Origin of the sequence: Haladaptatus sp. R4, assembly GCF_001625445.1 — an archaeon.
Lineage (GTDB): Archaea > Halobacteriota > Halobacteria > Halobacteriales > Haladaptataceae > Haladaptatus.
Window position 1 is genome coordinate 273,132 of sequence record NZ_LWHG01000021.1, and the last position, 16,916, is coordinate 290,047.

Below are 16,916 nucleotides of genomic sequence, written 5' to 3' on the forward strand. Positions count from 1 at the left end.
GGAGAACGCATGGTTTCCCCTGCTGGCAGAACCGCACTCATCTCCGGAGCCATCGGGTTCATCGCGGTGTTTCTCGTCGCGCTCTTCGCGCTCGGGTACAACCCCCAGCAATCCGTCGTTGCTTCCATCTCACCCGCAATCGGGGCGGCCATCGGCATCTACATCGCCAACCGATTCATCATCGGACGGAACTGAACGACGGGAGACGACCGGGCTACTTTTTCGCGTAGGTTTATATCGAAAGCCGGGGCCAATGCGGTTCGAATGGGCGACTACGTAACGGTTCGGGAGGAAACGAGCAGGGAGGGGCCGTTCATCACCCACATTCGGGTTCGAAAGACGAACGACTCCAAATATCCATGTGGTTGGGACTACGCGCTTCATTTCGGTACGGTAGAAGGAACTACATTGGTTCGCTACGATAATGCACACGAACGGACGAAAGGCCATGAGCGCCACTCCTGCGACGGGATAACGCGAATCGAGTTTCCGGGAATGTACGCCTTGGTAGAACGGTTCGAACGTGACGTTGCAAGAATACAAACGGAGGATGAACGATGACTGAATCGAAGACATTGTACGTTCGTGTTGGTGCGGCCGAACAACTGTTCGAAGAGACCAAAGACGCCATCGAAACGCTTGAACGCGGTGAGCCCGTGGCGAAGCCATACGTCCTCCATTTGGAAGACGAATCCGACCTCGGTTGGCTCGTGAGTGGTCCGACCCTCGAACTCATGCGAACGATTTCGAGAGACGAACCGAAGAACGTTCGAGAACTGGCCAACACCCTCGGCCGGAAGTACGAGTCCGTCCGGAATGACATCGCCGAACTCGAAACACTACGTGTCGTCGAATGTGACGACGTTGACGGCGAACAGCGTCCACACGTTCGATTCGATTCTATCGAGATAGACATCCCCGTCTCACCGGACGCGCAAAACAGCAGTTCGGTCGTCGTTTGATTTCGTTGCGGCGACCGCAGCAATTGCTATGAAGACGTAGAAATCCCTTGCCGTTCCAACGATATCAAAAAAGAGTCCGTCCGCGTTACAGCAGGTCTTCGTCGGCCAACCGTTCGACCGCTTCCTCGATTCGCTCCAGGTTCGCCGCATACGAGACTCGCGCGTAGCCGGGCGCGCCGAAGGCGCTTCCCGGAACCGTTGCGACGTGGGCCTGCTCCAGCGCGTCCTCACACCACTGCTGGTCGTCGTCGGCGACTGGAATCATCATGTAGAACGCCCCGTCCGGCGTTCGAACGTCCACGTCGTGCTGTTTCAGCAGGGCGACGAGTCGGTCGCGGCGCTCGTGGAACGCCTCGACCATCTCGCTCACGTCGTCCTCGGTGTTCGCCAGCGCTTCGACGCCCGCACGCTGGACGAAGTTCGTCGCGGAAGAGACCGAATGCGAGTGGAGTTTGGCCGCCTGCGAGACGAGTCCCTCCGGCGCGGCGAGGTAGCCGAGCCGCCAACCGGTCATCGAGTAAGCCTTCGAGAAGCCGTTGACCGTTATCGTGCGCTCGAACATCCCGTCGAGGGTGCCGAGGCTGGTACACTCCGCGCCGTATGTGATTTGCTCGTAAATCTCGTCGCTGATGACGGTGATATCGTGCTCGACGGCCAAGTCCCGGACGCCTTCGAGTGCCTTGTCCGAGTACACCGCGCCGGTCGGGTTCGACGGCGAGTTGACGATCAATAGCTCGGTATCGTCCGAGACGGCCTCGGAGAGGTCGTCGAGGGCGGGTTCGAGTTTGAAGTCGTGCGGTGCGAGGTCCACGCGGTTCAGGTCGCCGCCCGCGAGTTTCACCATCGCCTCGTAGGACACCCACGCCGGGTCGAGGAGGACGACTTCGTCGCCGTCGTCGACGACGGTCTGCACCGTCTCGTAGAGCGCCTGCTTCGCGCCGGGCGTGACGATGACGTTGTCCGCCTCGTACGGGAGACCGTCCGCTTGTAGCTTCTCCGCGATGGCCTCGCGGAGTTCGGGGACGCCGTTGGACGGCGGATAGCCGGTGTGGCCCTCCTCCATCGCGGTTTCGCACGCTTGTACGATGTTCGTCGGCGTCGGGAAGTCGGGTTCACCGACGCTCAGGTCGATGACGTCCGCACCATCCGCTTTCAGTTCCGTCGCGAGGCTGCTGATCGCGAGCGTTGCGCTCGGTTCGACACGTCCGATTCGTTCCGAAAATTCCATCGTCATTGTAGTTCTTCCACCAAATCGAGTGCACCTTCGACCGCTCGTGCACCGTAGTCGGTACGCTCGCGTGCTTCCGCCGCCGACATGCCCGGTCCGGTGATTCCGAGGGCGACCGGCGTATCCCGGTCCAAGCTCACGTCGGTGAGCTTCTGTGTCGTTGCGGTCGTGATGACGTGATCGTGGTCGGTGTCGCCGGTGATGACGGCACCGAGCACCGCGACCCCGTCGATGTCGTCCCGTCGCGCGAGTCGGTCCGCCGCGAGGGGCGAATCGTACGCACCGGGAACGTGTAGCGTTTCGACGATTTCCGCACCTCGCTCGGCGGCAGCCTCACGCGCCGACGCCTCCATCTGCTCCGTTATCGGCGCGTTGAACTCCGCGACGACGAGTCCGAGCGTTACCATGTGTGGCGGGAGGCCACCCCGGCTAAAAGAACTACCGCTCTCCGCAAGGCTTGTATCCCCGCTCTGTCTTGAGGCAAAACAATGAGTTCGAGCGAACACCCGCTGACCGGGTGGACGGCCCGAAATCGGGGTTTCGCTTTCATCTGTGCCATCACGGTGCTAGCACTAGCGCTCCGGCTTGTCGGTCTCGGCACCCGGTTCGCCCACTGGGACGAAGCCCGCGTCGGCTACTGGATACTCCGCTATCAGGAGACCGGCGTCTGGAATTACTATCCGCCGATTCACGGACCCTTTTTCCCGCAGGTAAACAGCATTCTGTTCGAACTGTTCGGCGCGAGCGACTTCGTGGCGCGACTGCCGGTGGCACTCGTCACCGGATTGGTGCCGCTGGCCGCGTGGCTCTACCGCGACCACCTCAGCGATTCCGAGATGGTGGCGTTCGCTTTCTTCCTCGCCGTGAATCCCGTCGTCCTCTACTATTCGCGATTCATGCGGTACGACGTGTTGCTCGCGGCGTTCATGGTGTTCGCGCTCGGTTTCTACCTCCGCGCACAGGCGACCGGGAAGGCACGGTACCTCTACGCCGGAACCGCGGCGTTGGCGCTCGGCTTCACGACGAAGGAAAACGCCATTCTGTACGTCCTCGCGTGGCTCGGAGCGCTCGTCCTGCTGTTCGACCATCGACTGCTCCTCTCCCGGAATCACGACCGGGAATGGACCGAGACGTTCGTCGACACGACCAAAGAAACCGGTCGGGGGCTCCTTCGATTCGCTCCGTACATCTTCGTTGCACTGGTGGAGTTCTTCGTCATCATCGTCTACTTCTACGCTCCCCGGGCGAACGGAACCAGTGGGCCGGGGTTGTGGAAGGCGTTCGGACAGCCGTCGATGTTCGGTGCGGTCGTCGCGGAGGCGACGGTCGGGACGTGGGACAAGTTCACCGGACAGTGGGTGACGAGTCAGGGTCACGCCTATCTTCCCTTCCTTCGGCATTTCATCACGGTACTCGAACAGGGTGCGATCGTGGTCGTCCTCCTCTCCGTCGTCGGCTTCCTCGCGGCGCGATACGTGGATGACCGCCCGCGCGACCTCGTCTCGTTCGCGTTCTACTGGGGCGTGGTGAGCATCCTCGGCTACCCGCTCGTGACCGACATCCAGGCGGGGTGGGTGACGGTGCACGCCATCGTTCCGCTCATGATTCCCGCGGCAGTCGGCGCGGGAATCATCTATCGCTGGGGACGGGAGGCGTACGAGGACGACGACCGGGTCGGAACGACCGCGACGATCGTCATATCCCTCGTTCTCGTCGTGCTGATCCTCTTTCCGGCGACGACCGTCGTCTACATGCACCCCCAAGACCCCGACACGCCGAGCGTGTTCGGCGGGCAGCGGCACAACGACATCGTCCAGTGGGGCCAACCCGCCGCCGGTATCAAATCGACGATGGAGAAGGTACAGCAGGTGTCGAAGGCGAACGAGGGAGGGACAGACGTACTGTACTACGGCTACGTGGACGATCAGAGTAACTACGTGTTCTACGTTCCGGACGAGAGCAGCAACGACGGCCCACCACCGGCCGCGAGCGGTTGGTACAACCGCCTCCCGCTCCCGTGGTACACCGAGATGGCGAACGCGAGCGTCGGCAGCACGCTGGACAACGAGAGCCTGAAGACCCGACAGCCGCCGGTCGTCATCACCCGAACCTCACGCGAAGGGGACGTGGCGAAGTATCTCGACGGCTATCGTGCGTATCGACACGATCTGACGCTCTGGGGTGCTCCGACGACTATTTACATCAAAAAGAGCGCACTTCGAAAGGCGAACCAAGCGGAATAGCCCGATATTCGTTACACGTTCGTGCGTATTTCTCGTCCAAGTTGGCAAATCTTATGCACCCACAGGGATAGCTTTCGGGCAACATGGTTACGGCATCACCGCTTACCCTCGGCGTCGTCGGTGGCGGCCAACTCGGCCGGATGATCGCGGAAGCGGCATCCCCGCTCGGCGTCGAACTGATCGTCCTCGACCCGACACCCGACTGCCCGGCGTCACTCGTCGCCCGCGACCAAATCGTCGGCGACTTCGACGACGAGGACGCGATTCGAGAACTCGCGAAGCGAAGCGACGCGCTGACGTTCGAAATCGAACTCGCCGACCCCGACGTGCTCGAAGCCGTGGGAGAGGAGTTCGACGTCCCGGTTCATCCGGACCCGGCGACGCTCCGCACCATTCAGGACAAACTCGTCCAGAAACGCGCGCTGCAGGACAGGGGCATCCCGGTCCCGGACTTCCGCCAAGTCGATTCCCGCGAGGACCTGCTCGAAGCGGGCGAGGAGTTCGGCTATCCGATGATGTTGAAGGCCCGCCGCGGCGGCTACGACGGGCGTGGCAACGTCCCCGTCGAGGACGAGGACGACGTGGACAACGCCATGTCCCAAGTCTCGGGCGAACTGATGGTCGAGGAATTCGTCCCCTTCGAGCGCGAACTCTCCGTTATCGCCGTGAAGGGCGACGACGAGGTGGCGACGTTCCCCGTCGGGGAGAACGTCCACGAGGACGAGATCCTGCGACAGACCGTCGTCCCCGCACGAACGTCCGACGAGGTTCGGGAACGCGCGGAGGAAGTCGCGCGGGAAGTGCTCTCGGCGCTCTCGGGGAGAGGCACGTACGGAATCGAGTTGTTCGAGAGGGAAGATGGGGAAATTTCGGTCAACGAAATCGCCCCGCGACCACACAACTCCGGACACTACACCATCGAAGGCGCGCTCACCTCGCAGTTCGAACAGCACGCCCGCGGCGTGCTGGGGTACCCGCTCGGGGCGACGACGCTCCGCGGTTCCATCGTGATGTCGAACATTTTGGGCGACGTGGACGAACCGGAACCCGCCGACCTCTCGGGCGTCGAGGGCGTGCTCTCGACCCCCGGCGCGTCGTTCCACTGGTACGGCAAGCACAACGTGCGGCCGCTCCGGAAGATGGGCCACGTCACGCTCGTCGGCGACGACGACCCGACGACGGTCGATGAATCGACACTCACCGACCTGCACGGTGACGCAAAAGACCTCACCGACTCACTCACATTCCGATGACCACCGCAGAATCAGTCACGAGCCTCATCGAACAGTTCGAAGCCGAAGCGAACCGCGACCGACCGACGGAGGAAACCCCCGAAATCGGCATCGTCATGGGAAGCGACTCCGACCTGGACGTGATGTCGGGGGCGTACGACGCGCTCACGGAACTCGGCTTCGAGGAAGTGACCGACGACGAGAACCCGCCGGACGCTCGATTCACGTTCGAAACGTACGTCGTCTCGGCCCACCGCACGCCGGAGTTGATGTACAGTTACGCGAAGACGGCCGAAGCGCGTGGGTTGGACGTCATCATCGCCGGGGCGGGCGGAAAGTCGGCCGACCTCCCGAACATGACGGCGTCGCTCGCGTACCCGATTCCCGTCGTCGGGGTTCCCGTCCAGGAAAAGTCGGTGTCGTCGGTCATCGGGATGCCGACTGGCGCGCCCATCGTCGCGGTGGACGCCGGTAAGTCGTTCAACGCCGCGCTCTCGGCGGCACAGATGCTCGCCCGAGAACATGACGAGTTACGGAAAAGACTGGTCACGTACCACGACGAGTTACAGACCGACGTCGGGAACGTCTCCCGTCGCCTCCACGAAGAAGGAACGGATTCGTTCCGTAACGAACAATAATATATAATTTTATATACTAGTATCCCCATTGGTACAGTTCAATTCTCTAGAGGAACGGGGCGTTATCGAAGAGAAAGCGTTAGTTGCCCGAATACCGGCGGGAGAGGGGTTTCAGGCCCAGAATCCCAAGAATCAACGCTTATAGGTGTGCGCTCACAAATTACCACTTGCTAGGAGAAATCGGTAATGAATCCATGGGTAGCCATCGGCGCGTTGGCGCTGGTGGGGATTGCGATACCATCTAGTATGATGATGATATCGAGTCTCCTCAGACCAACAGTGCCCGAACAGGGAAAATCCGCCACCTACGAGAGCGGTGAAATTCCAACCGGGACGACGCGCATTCGGTTCAACATTCAATACTATATGGTTGCGCTGTTGTTCGTCGTCTTCGACATCGAGACGGTCCTCATCTTCCCTTGGACCGTCATCTATCGCAACGCTATCGACAGCGGCGTCGGCCTTGCGACGGTGCTCGTCCCGATGTTGGCATTCATCGCGGTTCTCGTCGTCGGCCTCGCGTGGGCTTGGCGTAACGGTGCGGTGCGGTGGGTTCGTAGCCCCCGCGGAACGAGACAGGGTATGGAACAATGAGTAACGAACCACGGGAGTACATTCAGGATAGTACAGCACCCCAGACGAAGACCCAAGACGCTCGGATGGGCACGGGGGTCGATGACCGTTTCAACTCGAAGCTTCGGGAGGCGTTCGGCGCGTCACCATTCATTCTCACGAAGTTCGACAAGTTCATGAACTGGGTTCGGGGGTCGTCCATGTTCATGCTGCAGTTCGGCATCGCCTGCTGTAGCATCGAGATGATGCACACCTACGCCGTGAAACACGACTTGGACCGATTCGGTTCCGGCGTCCCGCGTGCATCGCCGCGACAGGCCGACGTGATGATCGTTCCCGGGACCATCGTCTCGAAGTTCGCGCCGCGGATGAAGCGCGTCTACGACCAGATGCCCGAACCGAAGTTCGTCGTGAACATGGGGTCGTGCTCGATCAGTGGCGGCCCGTTTCAGGAGGGCTACAACGTCATCAAGGGGGCGGAGGAGGTCATTCCGGTCGACATCCACGTCCCCGGATGCCCGCCGCGCCCGGAAGCGCTCGTCTACGGTGTCGTGAAGCTCCAGGAGAGCATCGCGCACGGTGAATCGAACCCGGTGACTGTCAAGCCGTACGAACTGGAACAGTTCGGCGACTTGGAGCGCGACGAGTTGGTACAGTCGCTCGCGGACGAAATCGACGAGGACTCGCTCGTCATGCGCTACAACTGGGCTGATTCGCCATGAGTTCCCAGGAGGAAGTCGAATCGGGAGCGGAAGAGTCCGCGTCCCCCGGAGACGAACTCGCCGAATTGCTCGGCGATCACGTCATCGGGCGCGAACAACACCTCAACGCGCCCGGCTTCGTGGTCCGACCGGACGAAGTGCAGGACGTGCTGACGATCCTGCGCGACGAGGCCGGATTCGACCATCTCTCGAACGTCACGGCGCAGGATTACGAGGATCGGTACGAGAGCATCTACCACCTCAAACAGTACGACGATCCGACGCGGGAGGTAAGCGTCGTCGTCCCGACGCCATGGGACGCCCCGAAGAGTCAGACGGCGGAACCGGTCTACCGGACCGCCGACTGGCACGAACGGGAAGCGTACGACCTCATCGGCATCGAGTACGAGGGACATCCGGATCTGCGACGCATCCTTCTCCCCGAGACGTGGCAGGGTCACCCCCTGGCGAAGAACTACGATCAGGACCGACCACAGATCGTCCCGTTCGAGGAGCACAAAAATCCGCTTGAGGACGACCGCTACGATGCGGAGTCCGACACGATGCTCCTCAACATCGGACCGCACCACCCGGCGACACACGGCGTGTTGCACCTGGAGACGGTGCTCGACGGGGAACAGGTGGCGGACGTCGAACCGGACATCGGCTATCTCCACCGCTGTGAGGAACAGATGGCCCAAAACGGTACGTACCGGCACCAGATCATGCCGTATCCCGACCGCTGGGACTACGGTTCCTCCGGACTGCTCAACGAGTGGGCCTACGCACGTGTGGCGGAGGACCTGAACGACATCGACGTCCCGGAGTACGCGCAGATAATTCGGACGATGGGCGCCGAACTGTGCCGCATCGCATCCCACATGCTGGCACTGGGGACGTTCTGTCTCGACATCTACGGCGACTTCACTGCGATCTTCATGTACGCGATGCGCGACCGGGAACTCGCCCAGAACATCCTGGAGGACCTGACCGGTCAGCGCATGATGTTCAACTACTTCCGCCTCGGCGGCGTCGTCTGGGACATTCCCGAACCACGGGAGGCGTTCTTCGACGAGACTCGGGATTTCCTCGACGGGCTTCCGTCGGCGCTCGACGAGTACCACGACCTCATCACCGACAACGAGTTGCTCCAAATTCGGACCGTCGGCACCGGCGTCCTCGAACCCGAGGTCGCAAAACAGTACGGCGTTACGGGACCCGTCGCTCGGGGGTCAGGGATCGACTACGACCTGCGCCGCGACGACCCGTACGGCTACTACGACCAACTCGAATGGGACGTCGTGACCGAGGACGGCTGTGACAACTACTCGCGCCTGTTGGTTCGAATGCGCGAGGTCGAACAGTCGGCGAAGATTGTCGAGCAGTGTCTCGACCTGCTCGAAGACTGGCCCGAGGACGAGCGCGAGATTCAGTCGAACGTCCCCCGGACGCTCAAACCGGACGCGGACACCGAGACCTACCGCGCCGTCGAAGGTGCGAAAGGTGAACTCGGGATTTACATCCGCTCGGACGGGACGGACAAGCCCGGCCGATTCAAGATTCGAAGTCCGTGTTTCAGTAACCTGTCCGCGCTCGGCGAGATGTCAGAAGGGGAGTACGTCCCCGACCTCGTCGCGACCCTCGGTAGCCTCGACATCATTCTCGGGGAGGTCGATCGATGATTCCCGGCCTCACGAATATGGCGCTCTTCCCCGAGGAGATCGCCCACGCGATCGGTGGCAACAACCCCAGTGCGCCGATAGAGCTGCTTTCGGCGCTCATCGCGGCGGCCGTTATCGGCACCATCATGCTGACGATGACGGCGTTCGCGGGGCCGTGGGCCAAGCGGAAGATCACCGCCGCGTTCACGGACCGCATCGCGGTCAACCGCCTCGGACCGGCCGGGGTACTGATCATCATCCCCGACGCAGTGCGACTGTTGTCGAAGGAACTCATCATTCCGGACGGTGCGGACCGTCGGCCTACGACATCGCTCCGATGGTGATGGCGGGGTCGGCGTTGCTCGGTTTCGCGGTCATTCCGATGGGTCATATTTTCGGTCTCAATCTGCAACTCGCCGATCCCGAAATCGGGCTGGCGTACGTGTTTGCGGTCGCCTCCCTTGCGACGCTCGGATTGACGATGGGTGGCTACGCGTCGAACAACAAGTTCTCGCTGCTCGGGGGACTCCGTGCGGTGGCACAGAACATCGCGTACGAGATTCCCCTCGTCGTGACGGCGGCCTCCGTCGTCATCTTCGCGGGATCGCTTCGGACGAGTCAGATCGTCGCGGCTCAGCAGACCACCCTGCTCAGCATCGGTGGGTTCCACGTTCCCTCGTGGTACGCGTTCGTGAACCCGTTCGCGTTCGTGTTGTTCCTCATCGCGAACCTGGCCGAGGTCGGACGGAACCCGTTCGACCTACCCGAGGCACCGACGGAGATCGTCGCCGGATACATGACTGAGTATTCGAGCGTCTACTTCGTGCTGTTTTACCTCGGAGAGTTCCTGCACATCTTCCTCGGTGGGGCCATCATCGCCACCGTCTTCCTCGGCGGTCCGGACGGTCCCGCACAGCACTGGCTCGGTTTCGTCTGGTTCACGATCAAGATCTGGGCCGTGTTCCTGTTCACGCAGTGGGCACGCTCGGCGATTCCGCGCGTCCGTATCGACCAACTCATCGAGATCGGCTGGAAGGGCATGCTCGTCCTTTCGTTCGCTAACTTGGTGCTCACGGCAGTTATCGTAGGGGTGACACTATGATCGGAGTTCTCAAATCGATGGCAACCACGATGAAGCACGCATTGGGCGGGACGACGTTCACGGTCGAATATCCCGACGTCGCTCCCGAAGTAAGCCCACGCTTCCGTGGGATTCACAAGTTCAGCCAGGAGCGCTGTATCTGGTGTCGCCAGTGTGAAAACGTCTGTCCGAACGACACGATTCAGATCGTGCAGGACGACAAGCGTAACGGCGAGCAGTACAACCTCCACGTCGGCCAGTGCATCTATTGCCGACTGTGCGAGGAAGTGTGCCCCGTCGATGCCATCCTGCTCACGCAGAACTTCGAGTTCACGGGTGACACGAAGAGCGAACTGGTGTACAACAAAGAACAGCTGAGAAACGTTCCTTGGTACAAGGATATCGACCCCCTCGAATCGCGCGAACCCGACCGGAGCGCATGGATCGGGGAGGGCGAAGGAGCGGTCGACTACAACTGAAACGCCCGTCTCGAAATCTTAAAAGGGCGTTTACGCAAACCCAAAGGTGACTCAAATGGCATATGAAATGATCGCGTTCGCGCTGTTCGCCATCCTCACGGTGGCGAGTAGCATGGGCGCAGTCCTGGTTCAGGACGTGTGGCATTCGGCGCTCTTGCTCGGCGTTTCGCTGCTGAGCTTCGCCATCCACTACGTTATGTTACAGGCGGAGTTCGTTGCTGCGATGCAGATTCTCGTCTACGTCGGCGGGGTTCTCGTCCTGATAACGTTCGCCGTCATGCTCACACGTCGTTCAAGTACAGAGGAGGTGACTAACGCATGACATCACGGCCACGAATGCGCGACCCGAGTACGATGCTTCCCGGCCTCGTCGCGGTTGCGCTGTTCGTCGTTCTCGCCGTCGTGTTCCTCGGTGCGTCGTTCGGCGACGCACGCGGTTTCGCAAGTGGGGCCAACATCACGGCGAGCATCGGCTATTCGATGTTCAATATCGGCACCGTCGGCGGGGAGACCCTCGTCCACGGCGAGGGATTCCTCGCCGCGTTCGAGGTTATCGACCTCGTGCTCGTCGCGGCGCTGGTGGGTGCGGTCATGCTCGCCAGCCGCGAGGATAGTGGCATACTCACGACCGCCACCTCGCCGCTTCGAACCGACGGCGGCCGGACGAAAGGAGGTGACGAGGAATAATGGCAGCAGTACCTGTCCAATACTACCTCCTGCTTTCGGCGGCCGTGTTCTGCACGGGGTTGTTCGGCATCCTCACCCGGAAGAACGCGATGATGTTCCTCATCAGCGTCGAGTTGATGCTCAACGCGGCGAACATCAACCTCGTCGCGTTCTCCCACTACTACGGCAACGTGACCGGCCAGACGTTCAGTCTGTTCACGTTGGCGCTCGCGGCCGCGGAGGTCGCGGTCGGGATCGGCATCATCCTCGTACTGTATCGTAACTTCAACGACGTGGACGTGACCCAAGCGACGACCATGAGGTGGTAAAATGACGGCAACTGCATTCCAACTGGCACCCGTCATCGCACTCCTGCCGTTCATCTCGTTCCTGATAGCGATGCTCGGCGGCGAGTTCGCCCGCAAGATGCTGCCGAAAGGCGGCGCGATTCCGGGCATCATCGCGACCGGTGGATCGCTTCTCCTGTCGCTGTGGGCGTTCCTCACGGTGAGCGGCGGGAACACCTACCACGAGATGATCACGTGGGTTCCGGGTGACGCGTACGATACCTTCACCTTCCACTTCGGTATCTTCATCGACCCGCTGTCGGCGTTGATGCTCGTCATCGTCTCGCTCATCGCGTTCCTCGTCCACATCTTCAGTCTGGGATACATGAACGACGAGGGCGAAATCGGGCTGCCGCGCTACTACGCCGGTCTCGGACTGTTCGCCTTCAGCATGCTCGCGTTCGTCTTCTCGGACAACCTGCTGATGTCGTTCATGTTCTTCGAACTCGTCGGGTTCTGTTCGTACCTGCTCATCGGGTTCTGGTTCCGCGAACAGGGACCGCCGAGCGCCGCGAAGAAGGCGTTCCTCATGACGCGCTTCGGGGACTACTTCTTCTTCATCGGCGTGGTGGCCGTGTTCGCCACCTTCGGCACGGCCCAGTTCGCTGGAAGCAACTCGTTCGCGCATATGGCCGACCAGGCCATGTCGGGGAGCGGAAACGCGACCCTCCTCTTCGGTCTCGATCCGAAGACGTGGTTCTCGATCATCGGTCTCCTCGTGTTGGGCGGCGTGCTCGGGAAATCCGCACAGTTCCCGCTCCACACGTGGCTTCCCGACGCGATGGAAGGCCCGACGCCCGTCTCCGCGCTGATCCACGCCGCGACCATGGTCGCGGCGGGTGTGTATCTCGTCGCGCGGATGTACGGCTTCTACGCCCTGCTCCCGCAGGTGCTCGCCATCATCGCGTTCATCGGTGGCTTCACGGCGCTGTTCGCGGCGACGATGGGCGTCGTCAAACAGGAACTCAAACAGGTGCTCGCGTACTCCACCATCTCCCAGTACGGGTATATGATGCTCGCACTGGGGTCGGGTGGGTACGTCGCGGCGACCTTCCACCTGATGACCCACGCCTTCTTTAAGGCGCTCCTGTTCCTCGGAGCGGGGTCGGTCATCATCGCCATGCACCACAACGAGAACATGTGGGACATGGGCGGTCTCAAAGACCGAATGCCCGTCACGTACTGGACGTTCCTCGCCGGGTCGCTCGCGCTCGCGGGCATCGTTCCGTTCGCCGGGTTCTGGTCGAAGGACGAGGTGCTCTACGAGGCGCTCGTCCACGGCATGGGCGGCAACCCGCTGTTGCTCGTCGCGTACGCGATGGGTCTCATCGCCGTGTTCTTCACCGGGTTCTACACCTTCCGGATGGTCTTCTTGACCTTCCACGGCGAACCCCGGACCGACACGGCGCGTGACCCGAAGGGCGTGGGTTGGAACGTGAAGTTCCCGCTCGTCGTCCTCGGCATCCTCGCGACGGTCGGTGGCCTCGTCAACATGGGACCGGTTGCGAACCTGCTCGACGCGTCGAACATCGAGTTCCTACACGCGTGGCTCGACGGACCGGTCGCCTCGACCAGCGTCCACCACTACGAGGAACTCGTCAACGCCACGTACGGCGAACCGGCGTCGTTCTCGTCGCTGATTTCGAGCCTCGTGTCGCTCGCGTTCGCGCTCGCGGGCCTCGCGCTCGCGTGGTCGCTCTACAACGTTCCCGAACCTGTCGAGCACACGGACAAGTTGGGCGGCGCGAAGACGCTGCTGTTCAACAACTACTACCAGGACGAGTATCAGGTCTGGCTCGCGACCGGAATCACGCTTCCGGTGGCACGCGCGGTGGACAAGTTCGATCAGGGCGTCATCGACGGCGTGGTCAACGGCGTCTCCAGCGTGAGCCTATTCGGCGGCAGTCGAGTGAAGCGGGTACAGGACGGCATCGTGACGAACTACGCGCTCATGTTGGTGCTCTCGTTCGTCATCCTGCTTCTCATCCTCGGCTTCACCGGAGGTTGGTTTTAGATGATAGTCGAAGCACTTCTCGCGGTAACGTTGGTCAGCGCGTTCGCGACCTTCCTCGCACCGGACAAGGTCGCGGGGAAACTCGCGTTCGTGCTGAGTCTGCTCCCGGCGGCCGGGAGCATCTGGATGTACAGTGCCTTCGACGGCAGCGGTAACGCCCTGTTGGGCGGGACGCTCGCCTTCGAAGAGACGTTCAAGTGGGTCTCGTTCGGGCAGTACACGCTGAACTGGCACGTCGGACTCGACGGCATCAGCATGCCGCTGTTGTTGTTGACGACGATTCTCACGCCGCTTGCGATTCTATCGGCGTGGACGCCGATTCAGTCCCGTGAGAGCCAGTTCTACGGCCTGATGCTGTTCACCGAAGTGTGTCTCATCGGCCTCTTCTCGGCGCTCGACTTCTTCGTCTGGTTCGTCTTCTGGGAACTCGTGTTGGTCCCGATGTACCTGCTCATCGGCGTGTGGGGCGGCCCACGGCGCAAGTACGCGGCGATCAAGTTCTTCGTCTACACGAACGTCGGGTCGCTGCTGATGTTCATCGGGTTCATCGGTCTCGTCTTCGGACTGGGCGACTCCATCCACTCCCTCAGCATGCCCGCAATCGCGCAGGCGCTGAACGGCGGACAGTTGGGAAGCCTCGGCGGCATCGCCCCGAGCACGCTGAAGACGCTGGCGTTCTTCGCCATCTTCATCGGATTCGGCGTGAAGGTGGCCGTCATTCCGCTCCACACGTGGTTGCCGGACACCTACGCCGAAGCGCCGACGCCGGTCGTCATCATGCTGTCCAGCCTACTCCTGAAGATGGGGACGTACGCGCTGTTGCGCTTCAACTTCACCATGCTTCCGGACGTGGCGAAACAGTACGCGTTCATCATCGCCCTCGTGGCGGTTGTCACCGTCATCTACGGTGCGCTGCTCGCGCTGGCACAGTCGGACCTGAAACGGATCGTGGCGTACTCCTCGATTTCGTCGACGGGGTACATCGTTCTCGGACTGGTCGCGTTCACGATGTACGGCATCGGTGGCGCGACCCTCCAGATGGTCGCCCACGGCCTCATCTCGGGACTGATGTTCATGGCCGTCGGCGTCATCTACAACAAAACGGGGACCCGGATGGTCTCGGACATGTCCGGGTTGGCCGACGAGATGCCGATCACGGTCACCCTGTTCGTCGCGGGTGCGTTCGGCTACATGGGCCTGCCGTTGATGGCCGGTTTCACGGCGGAGTTCTTCATCTTCGTCGGGGCCTTCCACTCGACGGTGCTCGCGGGCAACGCGCTCGCACTGTTCACTGCGGTGGCGATGTTCGGCATCGTCATCGTGGCCGGTTATCTGCTGTTCGCGATGCAACAGACCCTCTTCGGGCCGTTCAAGCTCGAAAACGGCACCGAAGTCAGTCGTGCGTCGTTCCACGACGTCGCACCGCTCGTCGTGCTCGTCCTGCTCATCATCCTGCTCGGTGTGCAACCGAACATCCTCTATCAGATGATTCAGGACGCCGTGGGTAAGATGGCGCTCGTCACGGGAGGTGGGTTCTGATGGCGTTCGCATTGCCCGACTGGGCTGCACTCTCGCCCGCCATCGTCCTCACCCTGACGGCGCTGTTGTTGCTCGTCGTGGACAGTGTCTACCCACACACGTCGGACAGACCGCTTCTCGCGGGTATCTCGACGGTTGGATCGGTAGTCGCTGGCGGTCTCGCTCTGTGGTTCATCACCGCGGGAACCGGCGACAACCCGGTTCATCTCTACGGCAACGCGCTGGTCGTCGATACGATGAGCCTGTTCTTCGTGGTCATCTTCACCAGCGTCACCGCGCTGGTCTCCATCGCGAGCTACGACTATCTGCAGGATAACCCGTATCAGGCGGAGTACTACACGCTGGTCGTCCTCGCGGCGACCGGAATGACGCTGATGGCGAGTTCGAACAGCCTCGCCATGGTGTTCATCAGCCTCGAACTGGCCAGTCTCCCGTCCTACGCGCTCGTCGCGTCCTGAAGAAGAACCGCGGCAGCGTCGAAGCGGGTCTCAAGTACTTCCTCATCGGAGCGCTCTCGTCGGCCATTTTCGCCTACGGCATCAGTCTGGTGTACGGCGTCACCGGCCACCTGCAACTGAACGCGTCGCGACCGCACTCGGAAGCGGTTTCGACGGCATGAGCGGCATCCTCGGCATCGGCGTGCTGATGGTGCTCGCCGGGTTCGGGTTCAAGACGGCGTCCGTTCCGTTCCACTTCTGGGCACCGGACGCGTACGAAGGCGCGCCCGCACCGATTTCGGGCTTCCTCTCGTCGGCCTCGAAGGCCGCCGGGTTCGTCGTCGCCTTCCGCGTGTTCCTCACCGCGTTCCCGTTCGCGGCGGTTTCGGGAACGGTCGACTGGGTGTTGGCCTTCCAGATTCTCGCCGTCATCACGATGACGCTCGGGAACTTCGCGGCCGCCACGCAGGACAAGGTCAAGCGGATGCTCGCGTACTCCTCTGTCGGACAGGCGGGGTACGTTCTCATCGGCCTCGCCGCCCTCTACGGCGGCAACAACGACGGCGTGCTGAGCGGCGCGATGTTGCAGTTGTTCGTCTACGGCTTCATGAACACGGGCGCGTTCCTGTTCATCGCGCTGGCCGAACACTGGGGCGTCGGCAAGACGTTCGAGGACTACAACGGACTGGCGGAGAAGGCCCCGGTGGCCTGTGTCGCCATGACGGTGTTCCTGTACAACCTCGCTGGTCTCCCGCTCGGCGCTGGCTTCCTGAGCAAGTACTTCCTGTTCGGTGCCGCGGTCGGTGCCGGATTCTGGTGGCTCACCGCCATCGCCGCCGCGAACAGCGCGCTGTCGGTGTTCTACTACAGCCGCGTCGTGAAGGCGATATGGTTCGAGGACCCGGACGACGAGTTCACGATTCGAAGCAGGCCGACCGGCCTCTACGTGGCGATTCTCGCCGCGGCGGTCGTGACTGTCGTGTTGTTCTTCGCGTTCGGTCCGCTCTCCCACGTGGCTCACAACGCCGCTGCCACCCTTCTCGCCTGAACGGTCGCGTTCGGGCTTGAATTCGGGTTTGCGTTTTCTTCCGATTCACCGTATTTGATCCGTTTTC

Annotated in this window: 17 protein-coding genes and 2 pseudogenes; 17 read left to right on the plus strand and 2 right to left on the minus strand. The window is 61.7% G+C overall.

The window, feature by feature from the left end; translation table 11 throughout:
• The first annotated feature begins 9 nt into the window (after positions 1–9).
• The 3 genes from A4G99_RS10920 (at position 10) to A4G99_RS10930 (ending at position 962) form a co-directional block, all read left to right on the plus strand.
• Positions 10–195, plus strand: coding sequence for a hypothetical protein (locus tag A4G99_RS10920; RefSeq protein WP_066143304.1), 186 nt, complete (start codon positions 10–12; stop codon positions 193–195).
• A gap of 69 nt (positions 196–264) precedes the next feature.
• Positions 265–561: a DUF6516 family protein gene (locus A4G99_RS27170; protein WP_066143305.1), complete on the plus strand. Its 297-nt coding sequence runs from the start codon at positions 265–267 to the stop codon at positions 559–561.
• On the plus strand, positions 558–962 hold the full coding sequence (locus A4G99_RS10930; protein WP_066143308.1) for a hypothetical protein: 405 nt from the start codon (positions 558–560) through the stop codon (positions 960–962). Before A4G99_RS27170 ends, A4G99_RS10930 begins: the two co-directional genes overlap by 4 nt.
• Before the next feature lie 85 nt (positions 963–1,047).
• Here the strand turns inward: A4G99_RS10930 and A4G99_RS10935 are convergent, their stop codons facing one another.
• Positions 1,048–2,196, minus strand: a complete 1,149-nt coding sequence (locus A4G99_RS10935) for a pyridoxal phosphate-dependent aminotransferase (protein WP_066143313.1) — start codon at positions 2,194–2,196, stop codon at positions 1,048–1,050.
• On the minus strand, positions 2,193–2,597 hold the full coding sequence (ribH, locus tag A4G99_RS10940; RefSeq protein ID WP_066143315.1) for a 6,7-dimethyl-8-ribityllumazine synthase: 405 nt from the start codon (positions 2,595–2,597) through the stop codon (positions 2,193–2,195). Before ribH ends, A4G99_RS10935 begins: the two co-directional genes overlap by 4 nt.
• A gap of 81 nt (positions 2,598–2,678) precedes the next feature.
• Here ribH and A4G99_RS10945 point away from each other — a divergent pair, with 81 nt between their 5' ends.
• From A4G99_RS10945 to A4G99_RS11010, 14 genes and pseudogenes are all read left to right on the plus strand, one after another.
• The gene (locus A4G99_RS10945; protein ID WP_066143318.1) at positions 2,679–4,433 is read left to right on the plus strand and encodes a flippase activity-associated protein Agl23; all 1,755 of its coding nucleotides are present in this window, start codon (positions 2,679–2,681) and stop codon (positions 4,431–4,433) included.
• Between the two features lie 83 nt (positions 4,434–4,516).
• A complete protein-coding gene (locus A4G99_RS10950; RefSeq protein WP_066143321.1) occupies positions 4,517–5,686 on the plus strand; it encodes a 5-(carboxyamino)imidazole ribonucleotide synthase in 1,170 nt (389 codons plus the stop codon).
• Positions 5,683–6,303 carry a 5-(carboxyamino)imidazole ribonucleotide mutase gene (gene purE / locus A4G99_RS10955; RefSeq protein WP_066143323.1) on the plus strand — a complete coding sequence of 207 codons (621 nt, stop codon included), beginning with the start codon at positions 5,683–5,685 and terminating at the stop codon, positions 6,301–6,303. Before A4G99_RS10950 ends, purE begins: the two co-directional genes overlap by 4 nt.
• 186 nt (positions 6,304–6,489) lie before the next feature.
• On the plus strand, positions 6,490–6,897 hold the full coding sequence (locus tag A4G99_RS10960) for an NADH-quinone oxidoreductase subunit A (RefSeq protein WP_066143326.1): 408 nt from the start codon (positions 6,490–6,492) through the stop codon (positions 6,895–6,897).
• A complete protein-coding gene (locus tag A4G99_RS10965) occupies positions 6,894–7,598 on the plus strand; it encodes an NADH-quinone oxidoreductase subunit B (protein WP_066143329.1) in 705 nt (234 codons plus the stop codon). The genes A4G99_RS10960 and A4G99_RS10965 overlap by 4 nt, the downstream gene beginning before the upstream one ends.
• Positions 7,595–9,259, plus strand: coding sequence for an NADH-quinone oxidoreductase subunit D (locus A4G99_RS10970; protein ID WP_066143330.1), 1,665 nt, complete (start codon positions 7,595–7,597; stop codon positions 9,257–9,259). The genes A4G99_RS10965 and A4G99_RS10970 overlap by 4 nt, the downstream gene beginning before the upstream one ends.
• A gap of 17 nt (positions 9,260–9,276) precedes the next feature.
• Positions 9,277–10,340: pseudogene (locus A4G99_RS10975) on the plus strand (NADH-quinone oxidoreductase subunit H).
• The gene (locus A4G99_RS10980) at positions 10,337–10,798 is read left to right on the plus strand and encodes an NADH-quinone oxidoreductase subunit I (protein WP_066143333.1); all 462 of its coding nucleotides are present in this window, start codon (positions 10,337–10,339) and stop codon (positions 10,796–10,798) included. The pseudogene A4G99_RS10975 and the gene A4G99_RS10980 overlap by 4 nt, the downstream one beginning before the upstream one ends.
• Positions 10,799–10,853: 55 nt before the next feature.
• Positions 10,854–11,120, plus strand: coding sequence for an NADH-quinone oxidoreductase subunit J (locus A4G99_RS10985; RefSeq protein ID WP_066145136.1), 267 nt, complete (start codon positions 10,854–10,856; stop codon positions 11,118–11,120).
• The gene (locus A4G99_RS10990) at positions 11,117–11,485 is read left to right on the plus strand and encodes an NADH dehydrogenase (RefSeq protein WP_066143337.1); all 369 of its coding nucleotides are present in this window, start codon (positions 11,117–11,119) and stop codon (positions 11,483–11,485) included. The genes A4G99_RS10985 and A4G99_RS10990 overlap by 4 nt, the downstream gene beginning before the upstream one ends.
• Entirely contained in the window at positions 11,485–11,793 is a 309-nt protein-coding gene (nuoK, locus tag A4G99_RS10995) for an NADH-quinone oxidoreductase subunit NuoK (protein WP_066143339.1), read from the plus strand. Before A4G99_RS10990 ends, nuoK begins: the two co-directional genes overlap by 1 nt.
• Before the next feature lies 1 nt (position 11,794).
• Positions 11,795–13,825 carry an NADH-quinone oxidoreductase subunit L gene (gene nuoL, locus A4G99_RS11000; RefSeq protein ID WP_066143342.1) on the plus strand — a complete coding sequence of 677 codons (2,031 nt, stop codon included), beginning with the start codon at positions 11,795–11,797 and terminating at the stop codon, positions 13,823–13,825.
• On the plus strand, positions 13,826–15,364 hold the full coding sequence (locus tag A4G99_RS11005) for a NuoM family protein (RefSeq protein ID WP_066143344.1): 1,539 nt from the start codon (positions 13,826–13,828) through the stop codon (positions 15,362–15,364). It abuts the gene before it with no gap.
• Positions 15,364–16,849, plus strand: a pseudogene (locus A4G99_RS11010) (NADH-quinone oxidoreductase subunit N). The gene A4G99_RS11005 and the pseudogene A4G99_RS11010 overlap by 1 nt, the downstream one beginning before the upstream one ends.
• Positions 16,850–16,916 lie beyond the last annotated feature (67 nt).

Excerpts from the sequence above, each read along its gene's own strand:
- A4G99_RS10980 (WP_066143333.1), top strand. The coding sequence starts at position 10,337 with ATGATCGGAGTTCTCAAATCGATGGCAACCACGATGAAGCACGCATTG.
- nuoL (WP_066143342.1), top strand. The coding sequence starts at position 11,795 with ATGACGGCAACTGCATTCCAACTGGCACCCGTCATCGCACTCCTGCCG.
- A4G99_RS10960 (WP_066143326.1), top strand. The coding sequence starts at position 6,490 with ATGAATCCATGGGTAGCCATCGGCGCGTTGGCGCTGGTGGGGATTGCG.
- A4G99_RS10920 (WP_066143304.1), top strand. The coding sequence starts at position 10 with ATGGTTTCCCCTGCTGGCAGAACCGCACTCATCTCCGGAGCCATCGGG.
- A4G99_RS10990 (WP_066143337.1), top strand. The coding sequence starts at position 11,117 with ATGACATCACGGCCACGAATGCGCGACCCGAGTACGATGCTTCCCGGC.
- A4G99_RS10945 (WP_066143318.1), top strand. The coding sequence starts at position 2,679 with ATGAGTTCGAGCGAACACCCGCTGACCGGGTGGACGGCCCGAAATCGG.
- A4G99_RS27170 (WP_066143305.1), top strand. The coding sequence starts at position 265 with ATGGGCGACTACGTAACGGTTCGGGAGGAAACGAGCAGGGAGGGGCCG.
- A4G99_RS10985 (WP_066145136.1), top strand. The coding sequence starts at position 10,854 with ATGGCATATGAAATGATCGCGTTCGCGCTGTTCGCCATCCTCACGGTG.
- A4G99_RS10950 (WP_066143321.1), top strand. The coding sequence starts at position 4,517 with ATGGTTACGGCATCACCGCTTACCCTCGGCGTCGTCGGTGGCGGCCAA.
- A4G99_RS10965 (WP_066143329.1), top strand. The coding sequence starts at position 6,894 with ATGAGTAACGAACCACGGGAGTACATTCAGGATAGTACAGCACCCCAG.
- A4G99_RS10970 (WP_066143330.1), top strand. The coding sequence starts at position 7,595 with ATGAGTTCCCAGGAGGAAGTCGAATCGGGAGCGGAAGAGTCCGCGTCC.
- A4G99_RS11005 (WP_066143344.1), top strand. The coding sequence starts at position 13,826 with ATGATAGTCGAAGCACTTCTCGCGGTAACGTTGGTCAGCGCGTTCGCG.
- ribH (WP_066143315.1), bottom strand. The coding sequence starts at position 2,597 with ATGGTAACGCTCGGACTCGTCGTCGCGGAGTTCAACGCGCCGATAACG.
- A4G99_RS10935 (WP_066143313.1), bottom strand. The coding sequence starts at position 2,196 with ATGACGATGGAATTTTCGGAACGAATCGGACGTGTCGAACCGAGCGCA.
- nuoK (WP_066143339.1), top strand. The coding sequence starts at position 11,485 with ATGGCAGCAGTACCTGTCCAATACTACCTCCTGCTTTCGGCGGCCGTG.
- A4G99_RS10930 (WP_066143308.1), top strand. The coding sequence starts at position 558 with ATGACTGAATCGAAGACATTGTACGTTCGTGTTGGTGCGGCCGAACAA.
- purE (WP_066143323.1), top strand. The coding sequence starts at position 5,683 with ATGACCACCGCAGAATCAGTCACGAGCCTCATCGAACAGTTCGAAGCC.